Source organism: Bartonella sp. AA126HLJHH, from assembly GCF_042197425.1.
Lineage (GTDB): Bacteria > Pseudomonadota > Alphaproteobacteria > Rhizobiales > Rhizobiaceae > Bartonella.
The window spans coordinates 15,814-34,678 of sequence record NZ_JBHIRU010000011.1 but is presented as its reverse complement, the minus strand read 5'-3'; the positions used below and the strand labels follow the sequence as shown (position 1 = coordinate 34,678).

The 18,865-nt window shown below is 39.6% G+C and carries 15 protein-coding genes and 1 tRNA gene; 3 read left to right on the top strand and 13 right to left on the bottom strand.

Features of this window, described 5'->3' with window-relative positions; all coding sequences use genetic code 11:
- The first annotated feature begins 195 nt into the window (after positions 1-195).
- Positions 196-1,095, top strand: coding sequence for a bifunctional methylenetetrahydrofolate dehydrogenase/methenyltetrahydrofolate cyclohydrolase FolD (folD, locus tag ACFIQC_RS06440; RefSeq protein ID WP_375706899.1), 900 nt, complete (start codon positions 196-198; stop codon positions 1,093-1,095).
- A gap of 66 nt (positions 1,096-1,161) precedes the next feature.
- Here the strand turns inward: folD and edd are convergent, their stop codons facing one another.
- The 7 genes from edd to ACFIQC_RS06405 form a co-directional block, all read right to left on the bottom strand.
- A complete protein-coding gene (edd, locus tag ACFIQC_RS06435) occupies positions 1,162-2,985 on the bottom strand; it encodes a phosphogluconate dehydratase (protein WP_375621108.1) in 1,824 nt (607 codons plus the stop codon).
- Between the two features lie 56 nt (positions 2,986-3,041).
- Positions 3,042-3,794, bottom strand: coding sequence for a 6-phosphogluconolactonase (gene pgl / locus ACFIQC_RS06430; protein ID WP_375621109.1), 753 nt, complete (start codon positions 3,792-3,794; stop codon positions 3,042-3,044).
- A gap of 10 nt (positions 3,795-3,804) precedes the next feature.
- Positions 3,805-5,277 (bottom strand): glucose-6-phosphate dehydrogenase, encoded by a 1,473-nt coding sequence (zwf, locus tag ACFIQC_RS06425; protein WP_375629588.1) that lies wholly within the window; start codon positions 5,275-5,277, stop codon positions 3,805-3,807.
- A 120-nt stretch (positions 5,278-5,397) separates the two neighbouring features.
- On the bottom strand, positions 5,398-6,681 hold the full coding sequence (locus tag ACFIQC_RS06420; protein WP_375706911.1) for an NAD(P)/FAD-dependent oxidoreductase: 1,284 nt from the start codon (positions 6,679-6,681) through the stop codon (positions 5,398-5,400).
- 11 nt (positions 6,682-6,692) lie between these two features.
- Positions 6,693-8,120 (bottom strand): glutamine synthetase family protein, encoded by a 1,428-nt coding sequence (locus ACFIQC_RS06415; RefSeq protein ID WP_375618430.1) that lies wholly within the window; start codon positions 8,118-8,120, stop codon positions 6,693-6,695.
- Positions 8,121-8,578: 458 nt separating this feature from the next.
- The gene (locus ACFIQC_RS06410) at positions 8,579-8,815 is read right to left on the bottom strand and encodes a class I SAM-dependent methyltransferase (RefSeq protein WP_375706910.1); all 237 of its coding nucleotides are present in this window, start codon (positions 8,813-8,815) and stop codon (positions 8,579-8,581) included.
- Positions 8,816-9,030: 215 nt separating this feature from the next.
- Positions 9,031-9,579 carry a hypothetical protein gene (locus ACFIQC_RS06405; protein WP_375706909.1) on the bottom strand — a complete coding sequence of 183 codons (549 nt, stop codon included), beginning with the start codon at positions 9,577-9,579 and terminating at the stop codon, positions 9,031-9,033.
- A 467-nt stretch (positions 9,580-10,046) separates the two neighbouring features.
- Here ACFIQC_RS06405 and ACFIQC_RS06400 point away from each other — a divergent pair, with 467 nt between their 5' ends.
- Together ACFIQC_RS06400 and ACFIQC_RS06395 are read left to right on the top strand one after the other, a co-directional pair.
- Entirely contained in the window at positions 10,047-11,468 is a 1,422-nt protein-coding gene (locus ACFIQC_RS06400) for a coproporphyrinogen-III oxidase family protein (RefSeq protein WP_375706898.1), read from the top strand.
- Between the two features lie 10 nt (positions 11,469-11,478).
- Entirely contained in the window at positions 11,479-12,699 is a 1,221-nt protein-coding gene (locus tag ACFIQC_RS06395) for an MFS transporter (protein WP_375706897.1), read from the top strand.
- Positions 12,700-13,694: 995 nt separating this feature from the next.
- On the opposite strand, the gene ACFIQC_RS06390 is transcribed toward ACFIQC_RS06395, so the two are convergent.
- The 6 genes from ACFIQC_RS06390 to ACFIQC_RS06365 form a co-directional block, all read right to left on the bottom strand.
- A complete protein-coding gene (locus ACFIQC_RS06390) occupies positions 13,695-13,820 on the bottom strand; it encodes a hypothetical protein (RefSeq protein ID WP_375621113.1) in 126 nt (41 codons plus the stop codon).
- Positions 13,821-13,885: 65 nt separating this feature from the next.
- Positions 13,886-13,963 (bottom strand): hypothetical protein, encoded by a 78-nt coding sequence (locus ACFIQC_RS06385; protein ID WP_375629624.1) that lies wholly within the window; start codon positions 13,961-13,963, stop codon positions 13,886-13,888.
- A gap of 553 nt (positions 13,964-14,516) precedes the next feature.
- Positions 14,517-14,873, bottom strand: coding sequence for an NADPH-dependent FMN reductase (locus tag ACFIQC_RS06380; RefSeq protein WP_375629599.1), 357 nt, complete (start codon positions 14,871-14,873; stop codon positions 14,517-14,519).
- Between the two features lie 341 nt (positions 14,874-15,214).
- Entirely contained in the window at positions 15,215-16,558 is a 1,344-nt protein-coding gene (locus tag ACFIQC_RS06375; protein WP_375621116.1) for an MATE family efflux transporter, read from the bottom strand.
- Between the two features lie 317 nt (positions 16,559-16,875).
- Positions 16,876-16,952 (bottom strand) — tRNA-His (locus ACFIQC_RS06370).
- 139 nt (positions 16,953-17,091) lie between these two features.
- Complete coding sequence (locus tag ACFIQC_RS06365; protein ID WP_375706896.1) at positions 17,092-18,174, bottom strand: quinone-dependent dihydroorotate dehydrogenase; 1,083 nt, start codon at positions 18,172-18,174, stop codon at positions 17,092-17,094.
- Positions 18,175-18,865 lie beyond the last annotated feature (691 nt).

The window sequence follows — 18,865 nt, the reverse complement described above, 5'->3', positions numbered from 1 at the left end:
TATCCAAAATTTATTCAAACAGCAATGTTGCTGCTTCTTTATAAAGCAATTATTTAAAAGTCTTCAAAACTATAAATCCACAACATTATAAAACCATTCTTACTGTTCTCATATGAATATTGCTATAAAACTCTATCGTATTATTAGAAAATGCTTTACAAAAAAAACAAACAGCCTTACCGAAAGGATCTCTGAATGAATAATATTATCGACGGAAAAAAACTTGCTGAAGAGATTATTGTGAAAGTTAAGGCCGAAACAGCAAAGCTCCGCCATCACTATAATATACAACCTAGTATCGCTGTTATTATCGTTGGAGATGATCCTGCAAGTCAAGTATATGTCACCTCAAAAAATAAAAAAGCCGAAGAATGTGGGTTTCTTTCAATCAAACATGTCGTTTCCAAAGAAACGCAAGAAAAAGATCTCCTTCAACTTATTACAACATTAAATTCTGATCCCAAAATTCATGGTATTTTGGTACAGCTGCCTCTCCCTGCTCATATGAATACAAATCGCATAACACAAGCCGTTGCTTTCCAAAAAGATGTTGATGGTTTTCATTATATTAATGTAGGAAAACTCGCGGCAAACGCACTTGAAGATGCGATGATTCCCTGCACTCCAGCTGGTGCCATGATGATGATTGAACAACAATGTGGGCAAGATTTATCTGGACTTGATGCTGTCGTTGTTGGACGCTCTAATATTGTTGGAAAACCTATGGCTGCCCTTTTAACAGCAGCCAATGCCACTGTGACAATTGCCCATAGTCGTACCCGTGACCTTGATGATGTGTGTCGAAGCGCTGATATTCTCGTAGCTGCTGTAGGCCGCCCACAAATGATTAAAAAAGACTGGGTGAAAAATGGTGCAATTGTTATTGATGTCGGTATTAACCGCGTTGCTGCACCAGAAAAAGGTATAGGGAAAACACGTCTTGTTGGTGATGTCGATTTTGAAAATGTAAAAGAAAAAGCTGCTGCGATCACCCCTGTTCCAGGAGGCGTTGGACCAATGACAATTGCCATGCTTATGGTTAATACACTCAAAGCGGCCGCGCGATCATACAATCTGCCTATACCAAAATTCTAAAAATTGTAACAATTCCTTGTATATGGTTTAATTGTATATGATTCAGCTTATTTATTTTTGCATTTTTCATGTCATAAAAACAGATGCCCCTTGATCTGCACGATTAACGGATTGACGAAAAACATGAAAAAGTTCGCGTCCAACACCATGTTCGTTTTTTGAAAGATCCGGAGATATGATTTTTCGCGCGTTAAATTTTGCTAAATCCTCCAAAAGGGTTAATTTACCCTCATGAGCATCAAGAAAAACAATATCACCATCCTGCAAACGTGCAATGGGGCCATTATCCACTGCTTCTGGTGTCACATGGAGAGCAGCAGGAATTTTTCCTGACGCTCCTGACATACGCCCATCGGTTATCAATGCTACCTTTTGACCGCGATCTTGTAAAACGCCTAAAATGGTCGTTAATTTATGAAGCTCTGGCATACCATTGGCTTTTGGTCCTTGATAGCGAATGACAGCGATAAAGTCTTTATTATGCAACACTCCAGATTTAAAAGATTTTTGTAGTTCCTCTTGATCATTAAAAACAAAGACTGGTGCTTTAATCTGCCAATACTCTGGTTTAACAGAGGAAACTTTTATAATAGCTGTTCCCAAATCTCCTGATAAAACACGAAGACCACCATCAAGCTGAAATGGCTTTCTCCACCCCGCTAACACCTTATGATCACCACTTTCCTTAAGAGCCGCTTCACGCACCACATGACCATCAGCAGAAAGCTTTGCTTCAATTGCATAAGCATTGAGATCTTTACCAAAAACCGTAGAAACATCTTCATGGACCAAGCCTGCCTCGATAAGCTCGCGAATAATAAATCCCATTCCCCCCGCAGCGTAAAAATGATTAATATCTGCTAAACCGTTAGGATAAATGCGCGCTAAAAGAGGCACAACGGATGAAATTTCTGCAATATCATGCCATGTCAATTTAATACCGCAAACAGCAGCCATAGCAATCAAATGAATCGCATGATTGGTAGAACCTCCTGTTGCATTTAATCCTACAATGGCATTCACAAAAGAACGCTCATCAATGATCATACCAAGTGGACTATAATGATCACCAAGATCTGTCATTTCAAGTACACGTTTCGTAGCTTCTTTTGTTAAAGCATCACGCAACGGTGTATTCGCATTAATAAAAGAAGCTCCAGGCATATGAAGCCCCATCATCTCCAGTATCACCTGATTAGAGTTAGCTGTTCCATAAAATGTACATGTTCCTGGCCCATGATAAGAACGTGCTTCTGATGCTAAAAGTGTTTGGCGATCTATTTTATTTTCCGCGTAAAGTTGACGTATCTTCGCTTTTTCATCATTACCTTGACCACTTGTCATGGGACCAGCTGCTATAAAAATTCCTGGTAAATGACCAAATGTTAGGGCACCAATCAATAAACCTGGCACAATTTTATCACACACCCCAAGATACAATGCTGCATCAAAGACATCGTGTGATAAGCTTATAGCTGTTGCCATTGCAATTACTTCACGCGAAAAAAGGGAAAGCTCCATCCCCGCATTTCCCTGCGTAACACCATCGCACATCGCGGGAACACCACCTGCAACCTGTGCAACACCACCAACCATACGGGCCGACTCTTTAATTAAGTGAGGAAATTTTTCAAAAGGTTGATGTGCTGAAAGTATATCGTTATATGCCGTGATAATGCCAATATTCCCAACGATATTTCCCTTCAAACGCTCTTTATCTATTGCACCACAAGCAGCAAAGCCATGAGCCTGATTGGCACATCCTAAAAAACTCCGTTTGGGGCGATGAACTTGTGCTTTTGCAATACGATCTAAGTAAATTTCTCGTGTTGATTGAGACCGTTCATAAATCCTTCGTGTAACTGTGGCAATTGTCTTGGAAAGTGCCATATTTCTCTCCCCCTTTCATTGTTGCTGCCCCTCATTCATTGAGAGAGATTACGTTTTTATTCACCTTGTGTCGCATATTTTGATTCACTTATTTCATTTTCTGCAGGCGACCAATAAACCTGAACGAGATGAGGGGAATTACGCAAAATTGCCCGAATAGGCATTTCTATTTCAGACCCGTCTTGACAAGCCTCTTCAAAACAATCGCGTTTCTGAAAACCTTCAAAATGGAGAATAATACAACGAGATTGCATAATAACTGGCAAAGTTAGTGAGAGTCTTGGCTCAACAGCACTCTTAGCATGAAGGGGTAAAACAAGTGCTTGTGTTCGTAAATCAAGCGCTTGCTTTAAACGATCAGCATCAGGAAAAAAAGAAGCCGTATGTCCATCCTCCCCCATTCCTAAAACAACAACATCAAAGGGTTTAGGCAAAGTATTAACACGACTCGCCGCTGAAAAAGCAGCAAGTTCAGCAGTAATTGCTTTATGATAAAGCCCTACAAAACGTGCTTTTTCGGCAAAATTTTGTAACAAATGACACCGTACCATATGTTCATTTGAACGTTCATCGTGTGTAGGGACAAAACGTTCATCGACCAACGTGATAATAATCTTTTGCCAATCAATATCCGCTTTTGACAAATAATGAAAAAACAATTCTGGTGTTTTACCACCAGACACCGCTAAAACAGCTCTCTTGCGCTCAAGAACAGATACACTAAGCTCTGCTGCTACTCGATCTGCTAATGCCAAGGCTAAAGTCTGAGGGGTTTCAAAATCTAAACGGTCAATATTCATTCTATACATACTTATTGCTCTAAACTAAATTGTTCCATATACGCCCATCACGTTCCATGAGGCTCATCGAAGCAGACGGCCCCCATGAACCAGCGTTATAACTGTGAACAGGCTGTTTTATTTCTTCCCATCCCTCAATGATTGGATCAATCCAACGCCAAGCAGCCTCAACTTCATCACGACGCATAAACAGTGTTTGATCTCCACGAATAACATCCATTAATAAACGTTCATAAGCATCAGGATTACGTTCAGAAAATGCGGAAGAAAAACTCATGTCTAATGGAATGTGACGAAACCGCATACCGCCATAACTTGGATCCTTAATCATCAACCATTGTTTTACACCTTCATCAGGTTGGAGACGAATTACAAGCCGATTAGAAAAAATTTCATCTAAATCCACATTAAAAATATTATGAGGAATAGGTTTAAAAACCACAACAATTTCAGACATTCGCGTGAACATGCGCTTACCTGTTCGTAAATAAAAAGGCGTATTAGCCCAACGCCAGTTATCAATCTTAACCTTAAGTGCTACAAATGTTTCACTCTTACTCACTCTTCCCAGATCATCAAAATAAGACTCTACCGATATACCATTTGATAGACCAGAAAGATACTGCCCACGTACAGTATGCTGCCCTACATTATGGACATCAAGCGGTGTTAAAGAATGTAAAACTTTAAGTTTTTCATCGCGCACAGCATTAGCACTGTTGGTAAATGGTATTTCCATCGCAACCAAACAAAGTAATTGTAGCATATGGTTTTGAACCATATCGCGTAGAGCACCAGTGCTTTCATAATATTCTGTACGGCCCTCTAACCCTAAAGATTCAGCAACGGTTATTTGAACATGATCAATATAATTGGAGTTCCATAGCGGTTCATAAAGTGTATTAACAAACCGCAATGCCATTAAATTTTGAACAGTTTCCTTCCCAAGATAATGATCAATACGAAAGATCTGCTCTTCATTAAAGGCACTTGCAAATACATCATTAAGTGAAACCGCTGTTTTTACATCGCAACCAATTGGTTTTTCAATGATAATCCGTGTTTGTGGTGTCACCAAATCATTTTTTTCCAACTTCATCGCAATATCAGCAAAAAGTGACGAACCAACAGCCAAATAAAAAGCTCGAATATCCGCTGAATCTTGTGACAGAAGGAGGGCTAAATCCTCCCACCCGCGATTTGAGGTCACATCAACAGAAACGTAAGTTAAACGTGCAAGAAAACGATTGAGTTCTGTTGAATTGAGATCTTTTGGATGGATATGTTTTTCTAAAGAAATGCGGACAAAATTTTGATATTCTTCACGACTTAAGGAAGTGCGCGAAACCCCAATAATACGTGTTGGCTCACTGAATTGCCCAGCACACTGACAATGATACAAAGCCGGCAAAAGCTTGCGCAACGCCAGATCACCATTGCCACCAAAAACAATACAATCAAAGGAAGAAACTGGAATAATTTTACGCACCATGAACTTGTTTATTTTTCTATTCGATTATGAAATCCCATATCACTTATAAAAGCTTTCATCATTAAAGCAGACAGATACTAAATAAGCCATTAATTTTCTTCATTTCAAGCAATGTTTCCATTAAAGGCGATCCAATAAAGAAAACCAACGCATTGCTAAAAATATAAGCGGATAACGCAAAACTCTTCCTCCCGGAAAAGATGAAATCTTTAAGTCTTGGAAATAGGAAAAACGTTCATATTTTCCAGTTAACCATTCTGCGTATAATTTTCCCACGAAAGGAGCCAACATAACGCCATGCCCTGAATAACCACCACAATAAGTTATCCTTGAGAAAAGTTGGCGAACATAGGGCATGCGCTCAACTGTAATCGCTACCGTTGCTCCCCACCGATGGCTTAAATTGATAGAATGTAATTGAGGATAAATTTCAACAATTTGCCGTTTTATACGTTCATCTAAATTTAGAGGATGCTTATTATCATAACTTTCTACACCACCAAATAAGAGACGATTATCAATGCTTTTGCGAAAATAGCGAACCATAAAACGGGAATCATCAACCGATTCCCCCCCTATAAGAATTGAACTATGCTTTGGTAATGGATCCGTTGCTCCAATATAAGAGCGAATAGAAACAATATTTTTTTCAATAAAACGCTCCAGACCAAGTTTATACCCATTTGTTGCAAGTAAAACATGTTCTGCTGTTACACTGCCTTTTTCTGTTATTACTTTCCAATGGGCTTGCTTGCGCCTTATGGTCGTTACTTGTGATTTCTCATAAAGCTTAGCACCAGCATCTTGGGCTTTTTTTGCCAATCCAATAATCAATTTTAATGGATTTATATGACCGGTATCCGCATCATAAATACCACCACAATAAAAAGTTGATCCAAGTCGCTCAAATGTTTCAGCCTTATCCATAAAAGTAAGCGCGTGATAGCCATAACGCTGCATCGCCTCAATATGCTGTTGATAAGAGAGAAGCTCACGCCTTTTATGAGTTACAGAAAGCTGTCCTCCTATCAAATCACAAGGACAATTAGGCATTGCGCATAAAGCTAAAATATCTCTTTTAGCTTCTTCTGCTAAATCAAATAGAGCCTTACTTCGCTCAAAACCATACTTTTTTTCTAATGTTTCTACCCATTGCCGTTGCCCTGTTCCCAGCTGTCCACCATTGCGCCCTGAAGCACCATCACCAAAACGTGATGCTTCAAATAAAACAACATCTACTCCAGCCTTGGCTAAATGATAAGCAGCCGAAAGACCCGTAAATCCGCCTCCAATAATGACCACATCACACTGTCTGTTTTCACAAAAAGAAGGATAAGAGGGACGTTCTCTTAAAGCATCTTCATACCAAGAAATTCCTGGAGAAATTGAATTATAATCAATCATCGTCATAAAATTTAAACATTCAGCAGGAGATATTCACGCTCCCACGGACTGATTACTTCCATAAAAGTTTCAAACTCTTGTCGTTTGATTGCAGCATAAGTACTGACAAACACATCCCCTAAAATAGCACGTATCACTGTATCTTGTTCAAACAAATTGACTGCCTCAATGAGCCCACGCGGTAACTCAATATTATCAGCGTTTACATTATTTATCGCTGGCTCATCCGGCTCAATTTTTTGTTGCAAACCAATAAGACCACACGCTAAAGAAGCCGCAAGGGCTAAATAAGGATTCGCATCTGATGAAGGAAGCCTATTCTCAACACGTCGCGCTTGAGGAGCAGAACGGGGAACTCGAAAAGCTGTAGTACGATTATCATATCCCCACCGCAAATTAACAGGAGCCGAATTATCAGGGACAAGACGTCGATAAGAATTCACATAAGGCGCAAGCATCACAAGTACGCCTGGCATATGTTTTTGCAATCCACCAATAAAATGGCGAAAACAGATACTTTCTTCACCATTTTCCTGTGTAAAAATATTCATACCGGTTTTCTTATCAACAACCGATTGGTGAATATGCATAGCAGAACCCGGCTGCCCTTGAATGGGTTTTGCCATAAAAGTTGCATACATATTATGTTTTAGTGCTGCTTCACGAATTGTTCGTTTAAACATAAAAACTTGATCCGCTAATTCAATAGGATCACCATGACGTAAATTGATTTCAAACTGTCCTGCTCCTTCTTCATGAATGAGGGTATCAATTTCTAATCCTTGTGCCTCTGAAAATTGATAAATATCATCAATCAAATCATCGAATTCATTAACACCAGCAATGGAATACCCCTGTCCACCACCAATTGAACGCCCAGAACGACCAACCGGTGGAACTAACGGATAATCAGGATCGGGATTTTTTTGTACCAAATAAAACTCAATTTCTGGTGCCACAACAGGGCTTAAACCCATTTTTGTGTAAAAATGAACCACTGTTCGTAAAACATTGCGTGGTGTGTAATCCACAACCTGACCATTTTGATACACAAGATCACAAATCACCTGTGCCGTAGGAGCATCTTCCCATGGAACAATGCTTAACGTAGAAAGATCAGGCTCAAGGCGTAAATCACCATCTGCTTTAGGATATTCAAAACCATGACCATCTTCCGGATAATCCCCTGAAATTGTTGCCATAAAAACTGCTGAAGGCAATGCCAATGATGTTTCCGATGTAAATTTTTTAGAAAGCATCATCTTGCCCCGTGGTACCCCTGCTTGATCAGGCGTAATACATTCAATATCCTCTACCTTACGAAAAGCAAGCCATTGTGAAACTTGTTCCCAATTGCGCACACCACGTAAACTTTTGAGAAAACGAGAGACAGGTTTAAAATTCTTACTTTTCGTTTGTTTACCATTTTTTACAGCCATAACATACCAACTTTAAAAACAATCAAGTCCTATTCTTATTGTATCAGCCCATGCATAAACGACACGAAAAAAATTTATCAACTGATATTTTTGAAGAATACTATAAGATCTATCAAGGTAAAAGAACTTTACGCTCAAAAAGCTATCCTATCACCATAGTGAAAAAATTGATATTGCACCCGATACATCGATGCGAACCTTCTCCTTATATAAAACAGCGAGAAATACCATATTGTACGTAACCTAATTCCGATTCAAATAATCATATATAAGCAAACATTGACGAGAATAATAAAGGCGAGATATTTAATTTCCTTTTGGTTGTAGCAATGCTTCATATTAAAAGAAAAGAAACTTTTCTTTTAATATGAAGCAAGTTTTGTAACTCTATTGTTATCCACATAGAAGTAAACACCCTAGGATGGTGAGTAACCTTTACAGCTAGTGCTTACAAACACTCACCCCGCCATAATATGCGTAAATGTATTTTCAGGATAAGTCATACGCTCAGCATTTCCGACATGAAACTTAACCATCGTCTGCATAACAGAGCTATCAACCTTGTTCTGAGTGGATGGTACAGACTCTGCACTTATATCAATTCCCACCGCTTGACATTGCACTTCGCACACAATATTTAGAGCTGAGAATCCAGTAGAGCATACCAAATCCAATAGATAGGATTTTTTGCTAATTGCGCCATGCGTGATCCAACATTTGATAGTCTCCAGCCCACTAGGAGGTGTGTTATTTATATCTAAAAAGCCAAAAAATCAGGATATGAGAACACAATAATATCAATTTCCTTTTAACTAACGTCCTTTATCGTCGATCTTCCACCATCGTAAAATCTATTTTGTATCAGTTGCTTTCATATACTTTGACTTATGATCTCGTGATACTGGGCAGACTAAGTACACATCCCCAGAGCCCAGATTATAATTAAGTTCGTACCATTCTGCTCTTTTATAGAGCTAATATTTGAAAATAAATAACCATAATCTTTAGATATAATACGCCTAGGTTCAATAATTACCGTAAGCTTATGTAAATCACAACCCAATTGTGATAATGCCTCATAAATTTTACGAGGGTATTCGTCATTGACCGTCACGACATGGCAGAACGCTGTGGAAGTCCGATATCCTCCGCCTAGACTGATAAAACTTTTTTGATCCTTCAATGCGTAAATATCCTTTCCAGCCTTAGTTAAGGTGGATACTATTAACTCAGTCGAATTCAAATTAGAGCCCACATGCAAAGGCACCCCATTAAGCCTAATCCTATTGGATTCTAGCAAAGATAATGCGGCACGTAACTTCGCCGCAGTCATACCAAAACACGATCTATCCCCGTTTGCCAGTACATGGCACAATCTCAATGAGATTTTAGGTAATATATCAAAATGGCGTGCAAGAGTGATGATGTCATGTAATTCGATAATATTATCACACTGGATATTTATATGTTTTCTAATAGGATAATTCTATCTCTTCTCGAAGTTTTACAGGGATATAAAAAATGTATCTCTACCTTTAAAACCATCTTTTTGCGCTAATGATATTTCATAACCAGACGCAAATTCCAAGTCCTAACAACATAACAATGATGCCCCGCACATCCATTAAAATACCCTGCTTTTTCTCGCTCTAGGCATTCATAGCCGGACCACGTAAAACAGGATACCAATTACAATATCAGACCATAAGGCTGAAAGAGAAAGTTTTTTTATATTTTTATCTTTACATTGCCTCTTAAACAAGCTGGCCTGTTCATATAAGAAGTTATATGTATAATACATATAACTTCTACAAAAGGAGGATTCATTATGTTCCGTGAAAATCTTTGGTAATACACTCGGGTGATTGGGTCACCAGTCGCCCGTCAATAATATAGTGCGAGTTAAGAAATTGGGGGAGGTAAGCTATGCAACTCGTGGATCATCCTTTTGTGAAGTTCGATCAACTCAAGCCGATTTACAACTTCACATATCCGTTATTTCGCACTATTTCAAATGAATTTTACGATGACCTAGACTTTAATAAACTAGCGCACAGTAAGCAGATTCCACAAGCGCGTACCATTTCTCTTTATTTGCATATTCCCTTTTGCGAAACCATCTGTTCCTTCTGTCCCTTTCAGAAAGGGGCCTACAAGCTCGTTAAACAAATCGAATCTTATATTTCAGCGCTTACCACAGAGATCAGAAACAAAGGAAATTTCATTCGCTCGCTTAGAGGGCCCATCCGCAGCATCTATATAGGGGGTGGCACACCGTCGCTTTTGTCCGCAGATAATATCCGACACATCGGAAAAGTATTGCATGCCGAATTTGAGCTCTCTTCCTTAGCCGAATTTACACTGGAAAGCGAACCGAAGAGCGTCACACGTGATAAACTTTATGCTGCCCGTGAGATCGGCGTTAACCGGATCAGCTTCGGTATACAGAGTTTCATTGAGCGTTTCCGATCATTGTTTAACCTCACCTCAACACGTGAACAAATCAACAATACCGTGGCTTGGTCACAAGAGATAATTGGACATGTCGGTTTCGACCTACTATATGGCATACACAGCCAGCAAGCCGAAGAACTATTATACGATTTGAAGCAAGCCAGCGAGCTTCACCCTGAAACCATCAACCTCTATGCAATTAACAATCTGGCTATCACGTCGCAACTGCATAAGTCTTACGCACAAAAAGGGCTAAAGCCATCCAGCCTACAGCATCGACAGATGCTTCGCTTATTTAGCGACATCGTTATGCGCAGCTGCGGCTATGCGCCGTGTAATGGGCATTCCTATATCAAAATTGCCAACAACACTCCTCTAACGCTCGCTAAAACGAGTTCAGCTAATTATTTCCGCTATCACAAATATTTGCATGGTTATCATGACGATTATGTGGTTGGCTTCGGGGCGTCAGCAATGTCGATTCTCGGCTCACTCGTCACACGAGCCAATCCCAGTCGAAGCGGATACATTACCGACATACAACTTAAAGGCAAATCCAAAGTATACTACAATTGGGTATCAGCAGAGCAACAAGCCTCCAAGGCTTCGTGTATGAGGCTACCTTATAACGGTTATGCCAAAAAAGAAAGAATTGACTGGACCGCACTCCCCTCTTTCGTTTACAATAACCTACAACAGCTCATAGGTGCAGGTCTCATCGCAGAAAGTGATAACGATCTCCAGCTGACTCAGCGTGGTTGGCAATGGTATTCCAACCTTATGTATTTTCTTCTACCTCAGGCAGATAGGAATATCTTGGACGGCTATGTCGCAAACATGCTGAATACAACCGCCGTACTTGATGGAACAGTGGAAACCTGTGTGGCATCTTAAGGAGAACAGAATGTTCACGCTTTTTTCCAACAAGAACATACGCTATTTTTGCCTAACCGTTAGTCTGCTCGCCTTACTCAGCGGTGCTTTGCGCACTGCCATCCCGCTATTAGCAAGACAATCTGGATATGGCGTAGTCGGAGTAAGTTGGGCGCAAGGTCTCTTTTCATTAGCGTGGCCAATTTTCGGCATCCTTGCAGGCGCTTTACTTGATCGCTGCGACAAAATAAAACTTGCCACCTCGGCTCTCCTCATCTTCACGCTACTGCATATTGTACTGTTCGTACTGCTCATGATACAGATTGCTCCAGCCGAACAAATTTTCTTCTATGCAACCATTGCTGGATTCATCGTCGTTTCTGCCGAAGCTTATATAATGACGATTCCACCACTTATCATGGAGGGAGAGCGATTGATGACCTTCTACTCAATTGTCTTGTTTTTAGATTTCGGGGTCTCCTATTTTCTTGCCCCTGTCATAACAAGCAGCATTTTAGCGCATAGCACACTGCTATTTCTCGGCCTGTTAATCGTGCTTTTTATCACATTGATTTTTACCGCTCGCCGTGCTGTTCCGACATCGCCAACACCTGATAAAGAAAACATCACTTTCCGTTATATCATTGCCGGCTTTCATTTCATTTTTTCAAATCGGCATCTTACCTCCCTTACATTACTCACATTCTTTCTATCGGTGGTATTTGGAGCATTCCTAACCTCGTTCATCTTCTTCGTTACCGACGGTCGGTATCTGGGCCTACATAGCAGCCAATATGGCGTGATGTTTGCAGCCTACGCGCTTGGAACAATGGCAGGTGCCCTATTTGCACCGCGTATACGTTATGCACCGGTGCGCCTAGCTGTTCTCACTGACGGTTTAGGAACGGTTGTCTTACTGCTGGTTCCAGCCTTTTCAAAAAGTGCTGTCGTCGTATGGGGCGTCACCTTTATCGCTGGCGTTGGAGCAAGCTTATGGTTTATTGGTGTTACCGCCTTCAGGCAGCGCCTCACACCAAAGCAACTTCTCGGGCGAGCTAATTCTGCTTTTCGAGTGATAGGCTATGCTGGAACGCCGGTCGGAAGCTTTTTGGTCGGCGTCCTTGGTTCTTTTATATCATTGCAGTTTGCTGCCACCTTTATCGCTGGGCTCCTATTGGTGGCTATCGCGATAACGCTTCCTTTTCTTTGGCAGGCTGATCATATAAACACACCCAATCCTGCCACGAGGTAACAGCTGCTTTTTAAAAAAGACACGGTCAAAAAAGGCACACATACCCTATTACGCAATCGATTGATCTGTTCTTTGGACGAGAAAATTATCACCATAGTGGCTGATAGAGCCAGCGGCACTATAGAAGCAGCCAAACAAGCGCTAAAGACAAAACAGCCCCTTTACGTTGCATTGGGCGATGATCCAACGCCTATATGAAAGATGCAGAGAGCTTATAGCGTACGAAGTGCAATTCTTAACCAAAAACTCCGCCCTAGCAATACCCACTTATACTCCAGTTAATCCGTTACCCGCTGGACATCAAATGCCTCACCCCTTTACTGCTCCTCAAAATACATTTTGCTGCACTTACGCGCCGTATTCTTCCTTTGTAATCAAAAGAGCAGCCCTCCTTTCCTAGTTTAGGATCTTTGCCTACACAACGCAGCAACAGATGCGACCATATATGCAATCACGCCTTAGGGCCTGCATAGTAGAAAGCTTAGTTCGAGAGATTCATAAAGCCTATATCCCAATAAATTTTCCACCCAATCCACCTTTTAAAAGGGCGGCTTTATATAAACCGTTAGAGCAAGCTATGAAATCCTTAGGTGTATTAGAAATAATTGGCGGTTTTACCTCAGACCAATGTTGATTGACTTTTACTCGTGCATATACGCAAGCGGTGCTACTCTTTTCTCAGATAGAAAGGACATAACCGTTACCATCTGACCTATTATTGTTTGAAAATAAAGAAAAAGTATCAGTGTGACTAATGATATTGAAGAGCTATCTCATTATGTGGCTGTACTTAATTACGGCATTGGGAAGCTAGTCACGTAATCACCCCCTTCTGCGCGCGCCTTCTGCATGATATTCATAAGATTTTATTACGCGGTAAACGCAGTACGTCCAAAAGCCTTAGCGAATTTCGCAAAGCACAAAATTAGCTTGGCGGTACGCAACTAAAGACAGCGTCATTCGTGCCGCCCACTCTTACCACAGCCCCACTCTCTCTACCACCATCCCCGCTTAGAATCGCGCCAACTCATCACCGGTGCCTCGTTAAACACCACACCAGTCTCAAGAGCGGTAAAATGCGCCTTGCCGCATTTAATCTTCAGCATTTCTTTAAGGCGCAAATCAAACTCGCTATTCGTTCCTTTTGTTTCCAGTACAAAATAAAGCTTTTGTGCGCCATCTCACTCTAAAAAAACATCCAATCAGGCGTATAAGAACCAATGGGAGTGGCTATTTTAAAACTTCTTGGCAGTTTAAAAAACAATCTTACATCAGAGTCATTATCGAGATTTTGCGCAAACTCTTTCTAAATACGGCTCTCACAAATCTCATGATCATAAACACTTTTCTTATTGACCACCGTCAGCTCTATGATCGCCTTTTCCGACCTAATTTTACAGATGTAGAATCCATCTTATTATGATGCGCACATCCAGAGATTATTTTATCCTCTGCATTAGAACCAAAAACATGAACAATACGCAGAGGCTTCGGTAAGAAGGCCAACCGCTCAATCTCAATCTACACAAAAATACATGTGCAGGCGAATGCCCTCCATAATATGCAATATTTCAAGCCCGTCCATAGTGGTACCCTTTTTAAAAATTGTGTCTATGGCTTATAATAATCTCCAAAATATACATTTAGCCCTTGTCTGAAATAGCTCAATTTTGGATTGATGAGAATAAAAACGCGCTGCGATAATCACGTTGTTCAGCCCTCATGACCGGCAAAAGGGCGCCAATATTCCTGTACTATCAACGACTAACTAACGGTATTTCTTATCATTTTTGATCATATCCTCCACCCTTATTATTTTAAAATTTATACATTTCATCAACAAGATGTGCGCAGCGAGCCCGTACATCTTCACTGTTCAATCTCCATGTACGGCCTGCATTCTCAGACACAAAATCATCTTTAGCCGAAGCAACTTGATATTGCAGAGCTTGTCTATAAAGCGTATGCACAACTGGTACCAAATATTTACATGACAGTAGCGCATTTTTTGCTGTACTGCCATGAGAGAGAAGACCAACAACTTTATCCCAAAAAGCATCACAATCTAAATTATCAAAAGCGTTCTTCAAAGTCTCTGAATAAGACCTGTGATAAACAGGGCTTGCAAGAATAACATCGTCAGCGTCTGCGATTGTTTTGACAAATGTATACACTTTAGCATCGCAATGGTAATAACTTATAAAAACAATAACTTTTTTAAATGACTCCTCAACGGCGTATGAATATAAGCACGTTTTTCTCGTCATTTTTTAAGGTATTAAACTCTTCCAATCTACCGAACTTACTCTTAAATTGTAGCCGAATGATTTTAATAAACCTATATTATTTTAAAAACTCAATAAATAATATTGAGACTACAATCAAAGACACTTCTTTTCAATATTAAGCAAGTTTTGTAACCTATATTGTTATCTCCATAGAAGTAAAACAGCCTCTATGGACGATGAGTAGCTAAGCCTTCACAGCTAGTGCTTTACAAGCGCTTTTATAACACTCACTCTGCCCCAAACATAGGATTGCATTTTATTAAATAACCCACGCGCATATAATTAAAGATAGAAACGATTAAGCTTGCACCAATCATGCCAAACCAATAGCCAATAAAGCCATATTCAAAAAAATGCGCCATTAGCGCTCCCCCAAATAGGCCTAACCCCCAATAACTTATTGCTACAACAATTGTTGACCAAAACGTATCAAGCAAGCCCACAAGTATGCCATTGAGCATAGCACCTAAAGTGCCAAAAGCAAAAGACAATAAAATGAACGGAAGCAATTTCCAAGAGAAAACAACAACGCGTTCTGAAGAAATATTAAAGATGGTTGTAAGGATGAATCCATAAGAGAGATAAACAATCCCTGATAAAAACAAGACATAAGTTACAGCAAAAACAGTGACATTCATACGCAATTGTTTTAGAGCCATATTATTCCTATCTGCTCTATACCACGCTGCTATTGTTGCGGCTGCGCTGGAAATCCCCAAAGCCACCACAGAAATAAGCATATCGAGACGCATCCCTATCGTATGTGCGGCCAAAGATTCGACCCCATAAGCCGTAATCATGAATGCAATGAACGAAGGAAAGCCCTCCGCAATAAGAATACGTATACCAATGGGTAGCCCTACTCGCAGCAATTTTATTATTCGTGAAATCTCTAACTTTTGTCTCAAATAATTAAAGCGAAAAGAATGAAAAGCAGAATTGCGGGACAAAATTATTGCTGCTGCAATAACAATTAAAATACGGATCAAACTGCTCGCAATTCCTGCACCAAAGACACCTAATCCGCTTATAGAACCTATACCAAAAATAAGCGGCCAAGAGATAAGAAAATTCACAAGGATAGCCGCAAGCATAACCCAGGTTAACGGCTTTGGATTACCAATTGCTGACAGTAATCCCCGGCTATTCACATAAAGATAAAAAAACACCACCCCTATAGCAGCACCACTATTATATTCCTGCGCTATATTGGCAATTGTCCCATCTTGGCCGAGAAAACACAAAATATTCCTCGTGTTGAGTAAAATGATCGCACTCATCATTCCAATCAAAAGGGAAAGCCATATTCCTTGATCAAACCATGCCTTCAATGCATATCTATCTTGTCTACGAAAACTTTCCGCAAGTTTTGGTGCAACCGCGGTAATAATACCTAGCCCAAACAACATAACAAAACTAAATATACTCAGAGCTAACATTGTACCACTCAAGGCTTGCACGCCTAAATGCGCTACAAGCGCTGCATCTGTGAAGGAAATCATCATCTGAGAGATAAACCCAACAGCCAGAGGCATGCCAAGAGAGAGCAATTGCTTCATCACAACAAACATTGTGAAATACCCTTCCATATTGAAGGGCATATTAAGCTCGGATCTTTTAAACAAAACACATTGATTTTTTCCGTAAAGTCTTTCCATCGCAAGTCTTGTGTAAAGGATGCATAATGAGAACGCATTAAGGTAAGAGGAGATGCCCAGTTCTTAAAAGAGAAGTGCAATGCGCCTTTATTGGTTTTCTGTACTTTATGCCATGCGTTTTTTTTGTACAATATTATGCCCCCAAGCAACTACAGTCATTGATAAAAGATCCTCAGTGAGCCGTTTGTTCGTCTTGTATATCCATTTTCAGTATTTTCAATAAAATTTTTTGGTACGGTTGGTGGGATTTGAACCTACGACCTCTGGTGCCACAAACCAGCGCTCTAACCAACTGAGCTACAACCGCATAAAAAGAAAATGTATCATAACTGTTCACGATTTCGTAAACATTTATTCTTATGCTTATGTGACATAAGGAAAATCAACAAAGTTTGCAAGCCCCTTTAAAAAAATCTCGCAATTTTTTGTGAAGAAAAAAGCGTTTTTTACAAAGGAAATTTTGCCCAATGCTCAAGACTATGATCACGATAGCCTTTTATGTTATCAACGCCATCTTGTTGCATCATCTGCAAAATCTCTTGCAGAATAGTTATGACAAGATCTGGACCTTCATAAACCATCCCACTGTATAATTGAATCAAATCTGCACCAGCTTTTACTTTTTCCAAAGCAGTCTGTGCATCCTTTACACCGCCAACGCCAATGATTGCAATCTCCTTCCCTAATTTTTGACGCATTTTTGCAAGCATAATAGTAGAACGCTCAAAGAGTGGACGTCCAGAAAGCCCACCCTCTTCATTACGGAAGTGACTATTACTAAGACCTTGGCGTGAAAGAGTTGTGTTAGAAACAATCAGCCCATTAAAATCAGAAAGTTTTATTTCTTCAGCAACATCATCTAATTCTTTCTCTGATAAATCGGGAGCAATTTTTAAAAAAATGGGAATGGAGAATCCGTGCTTGTTCTCTTGCTCATTTCGCTCTTGCGAAATTGCACTCAACAAAAGATGCAAACTGTCACGGGACTGTAAATCACGTAAACCTGGTGTATTAGGAGAAGAAATATTAACCGTAAAATAATCAGCAACATCATAAAAATGAGCAATACCAACAGTATAATCATCAATCTTATCGACCGTATCCTTATTGGCTCCAATGTTGACTCCTATAACACCAGTTTTTTTACACGCACGCAATCTATTGTAAACAACTTGATGTCCATCATTATTAAAGCCCATTCTATTAATAATCGCTTCATCTTCTTTTAAACGAAAAAGCCGTGGTTTAGGATTTCCAATCTGAGGGTTTGGTGTCACTGTCCCAATTTCAGTAAAACCAAATCCTAACCGAAAAATACCATCTACAACCTCTGCATTTTTATCAAACCCCGCTGCAAGACCAATAAAATTTTCAAACTCAAGACCAGCAACAGTTACACACAATCGTTTATCGACAACCTTTTGACAACCATTTAATCCACTTTTCAGCCCAAGAATCGCTAAACCGTGTGCTTGCTCTGGATCCAACATAAATAAGGCAGAACGGCCAATACAACGAAAAAAACTCATCAATTCTTCTCCACAACATAAAAATGATCCATCGCACCTAACCTCTACCTTTTAACACAAAAGATTTCCAATCAAAGCAAGCATATTATCCAAATAATATTCCCCTTCTAGAAGAAAACTCATCACATAATAGTTATACATGTTTATATTGGTTATATTATGTAAAGAACTTTTTATTCTTAAAAAATGTTTCTCTTTTTCGACATTTTTTAAAGATTAAAATATGAATCCTAATCTTATAAAATTCAGCATGAATTGAAACATCAATGGCCCTTACCATAGTCATGGTTTTATGACGTCTTATGCAGGCACGCTCATAATTTTCTTAAAAATGCAGGCAAATTATCTCTATTCCCAAAGTTCCTTTGTGTAATATTGTTTTCAATAGAAACAAAGCTTGTTCTATAAAGCTATTTTTTCCTAGCATTTATAGGATACATGGTTCATAAAATCATCTAAGTTCATACTATTGTTGCACTATTTATGAGCAACAGAATGTTCAATCAATTTGTACTCTATTGATAATCTGCGTTGTTTTCTTTGCCATTTCTGATGTATTAAATACAATTTTGCATCTATTAAGTGCTCTGCCTAACATATATTTTAAGTAATGACAGTTGATTATTGAACTCAAACATTATACCAACGACTTCCAAACCAAAATGATCTTGCAAACCCTAGAGCTCTGCTA

Bases quoted from the DNA above. Each gene is read 5' to 3' on its own strand.
- folD (WP_375706899.1), top strand. From the start codon at position 196: ATGAATAATATTATCGACGGAAAAAAACTTGCTGAAGAGATTATTGTG.
- edd (WP_375621108.1), bottom strand. From the start codon at position 2,985: ATGGCACTTTCCAAGACAATTGCCACAGTTACACGAAGGATTTATGAA.
- pgl (WP_375621109.1), bottom strand. From the start codon at position 3,794: ATGTATAGAATGAATATTGACCGTTTAGATTTTGAAACCCCTCAGACT.
- zwf (WP_375629588.1), bottom strand. From the start codon at position 5,277: ATGGTGCGTAAAATTATTCCAGTTTCTTCCTTTGATTGTATTGTTTTT.
- ACFIQC_RS06420 (WP_375706911.1), bottom strand. From the start codon at position 6,681: ATGATTGATTATAATTCAATTTCTCCAGGAATTTCTTGGTATGAAGAT.
- ACFIQC_RS06415 (WP_375618430.1), bottom strand. From the start codon at position 8,120: ATGGCTGTAAAAAATGGTAAACAAACGAAAAGTAAGAATTTTAAACCT.
- ACFIQC_RS06400 (WP_375706898.1), top strand. From the start codon at position 10,047: ATGCAACTCGTGGATCATCCTTTTGTGAAGTTCGATCAACTCAAGCCG.
- ACFIQC_RS06395 (WP_375706897.1), top strand. From the start codon at position 11,479: ATGTTCACGCTTTTTTCCAACAAGAACATACGCTATTTTTGCCTAACC.
- ACFIQC_RS06375 (WP_375621116.1), bottom strand. From the start codon at position 16,558: ATGTTTGTTGTGATGAAGCAATTGCTCTCTCTTGGCATGCCTCTGGCT.
- ACFIQC_RS06365 (WP_375706896.1), bottom strand. From the start codon at position 18,174: ATGAGTTTTTTTCGTTGTATTGGCCGTTCTGCCTTATTTATGTTGGAT.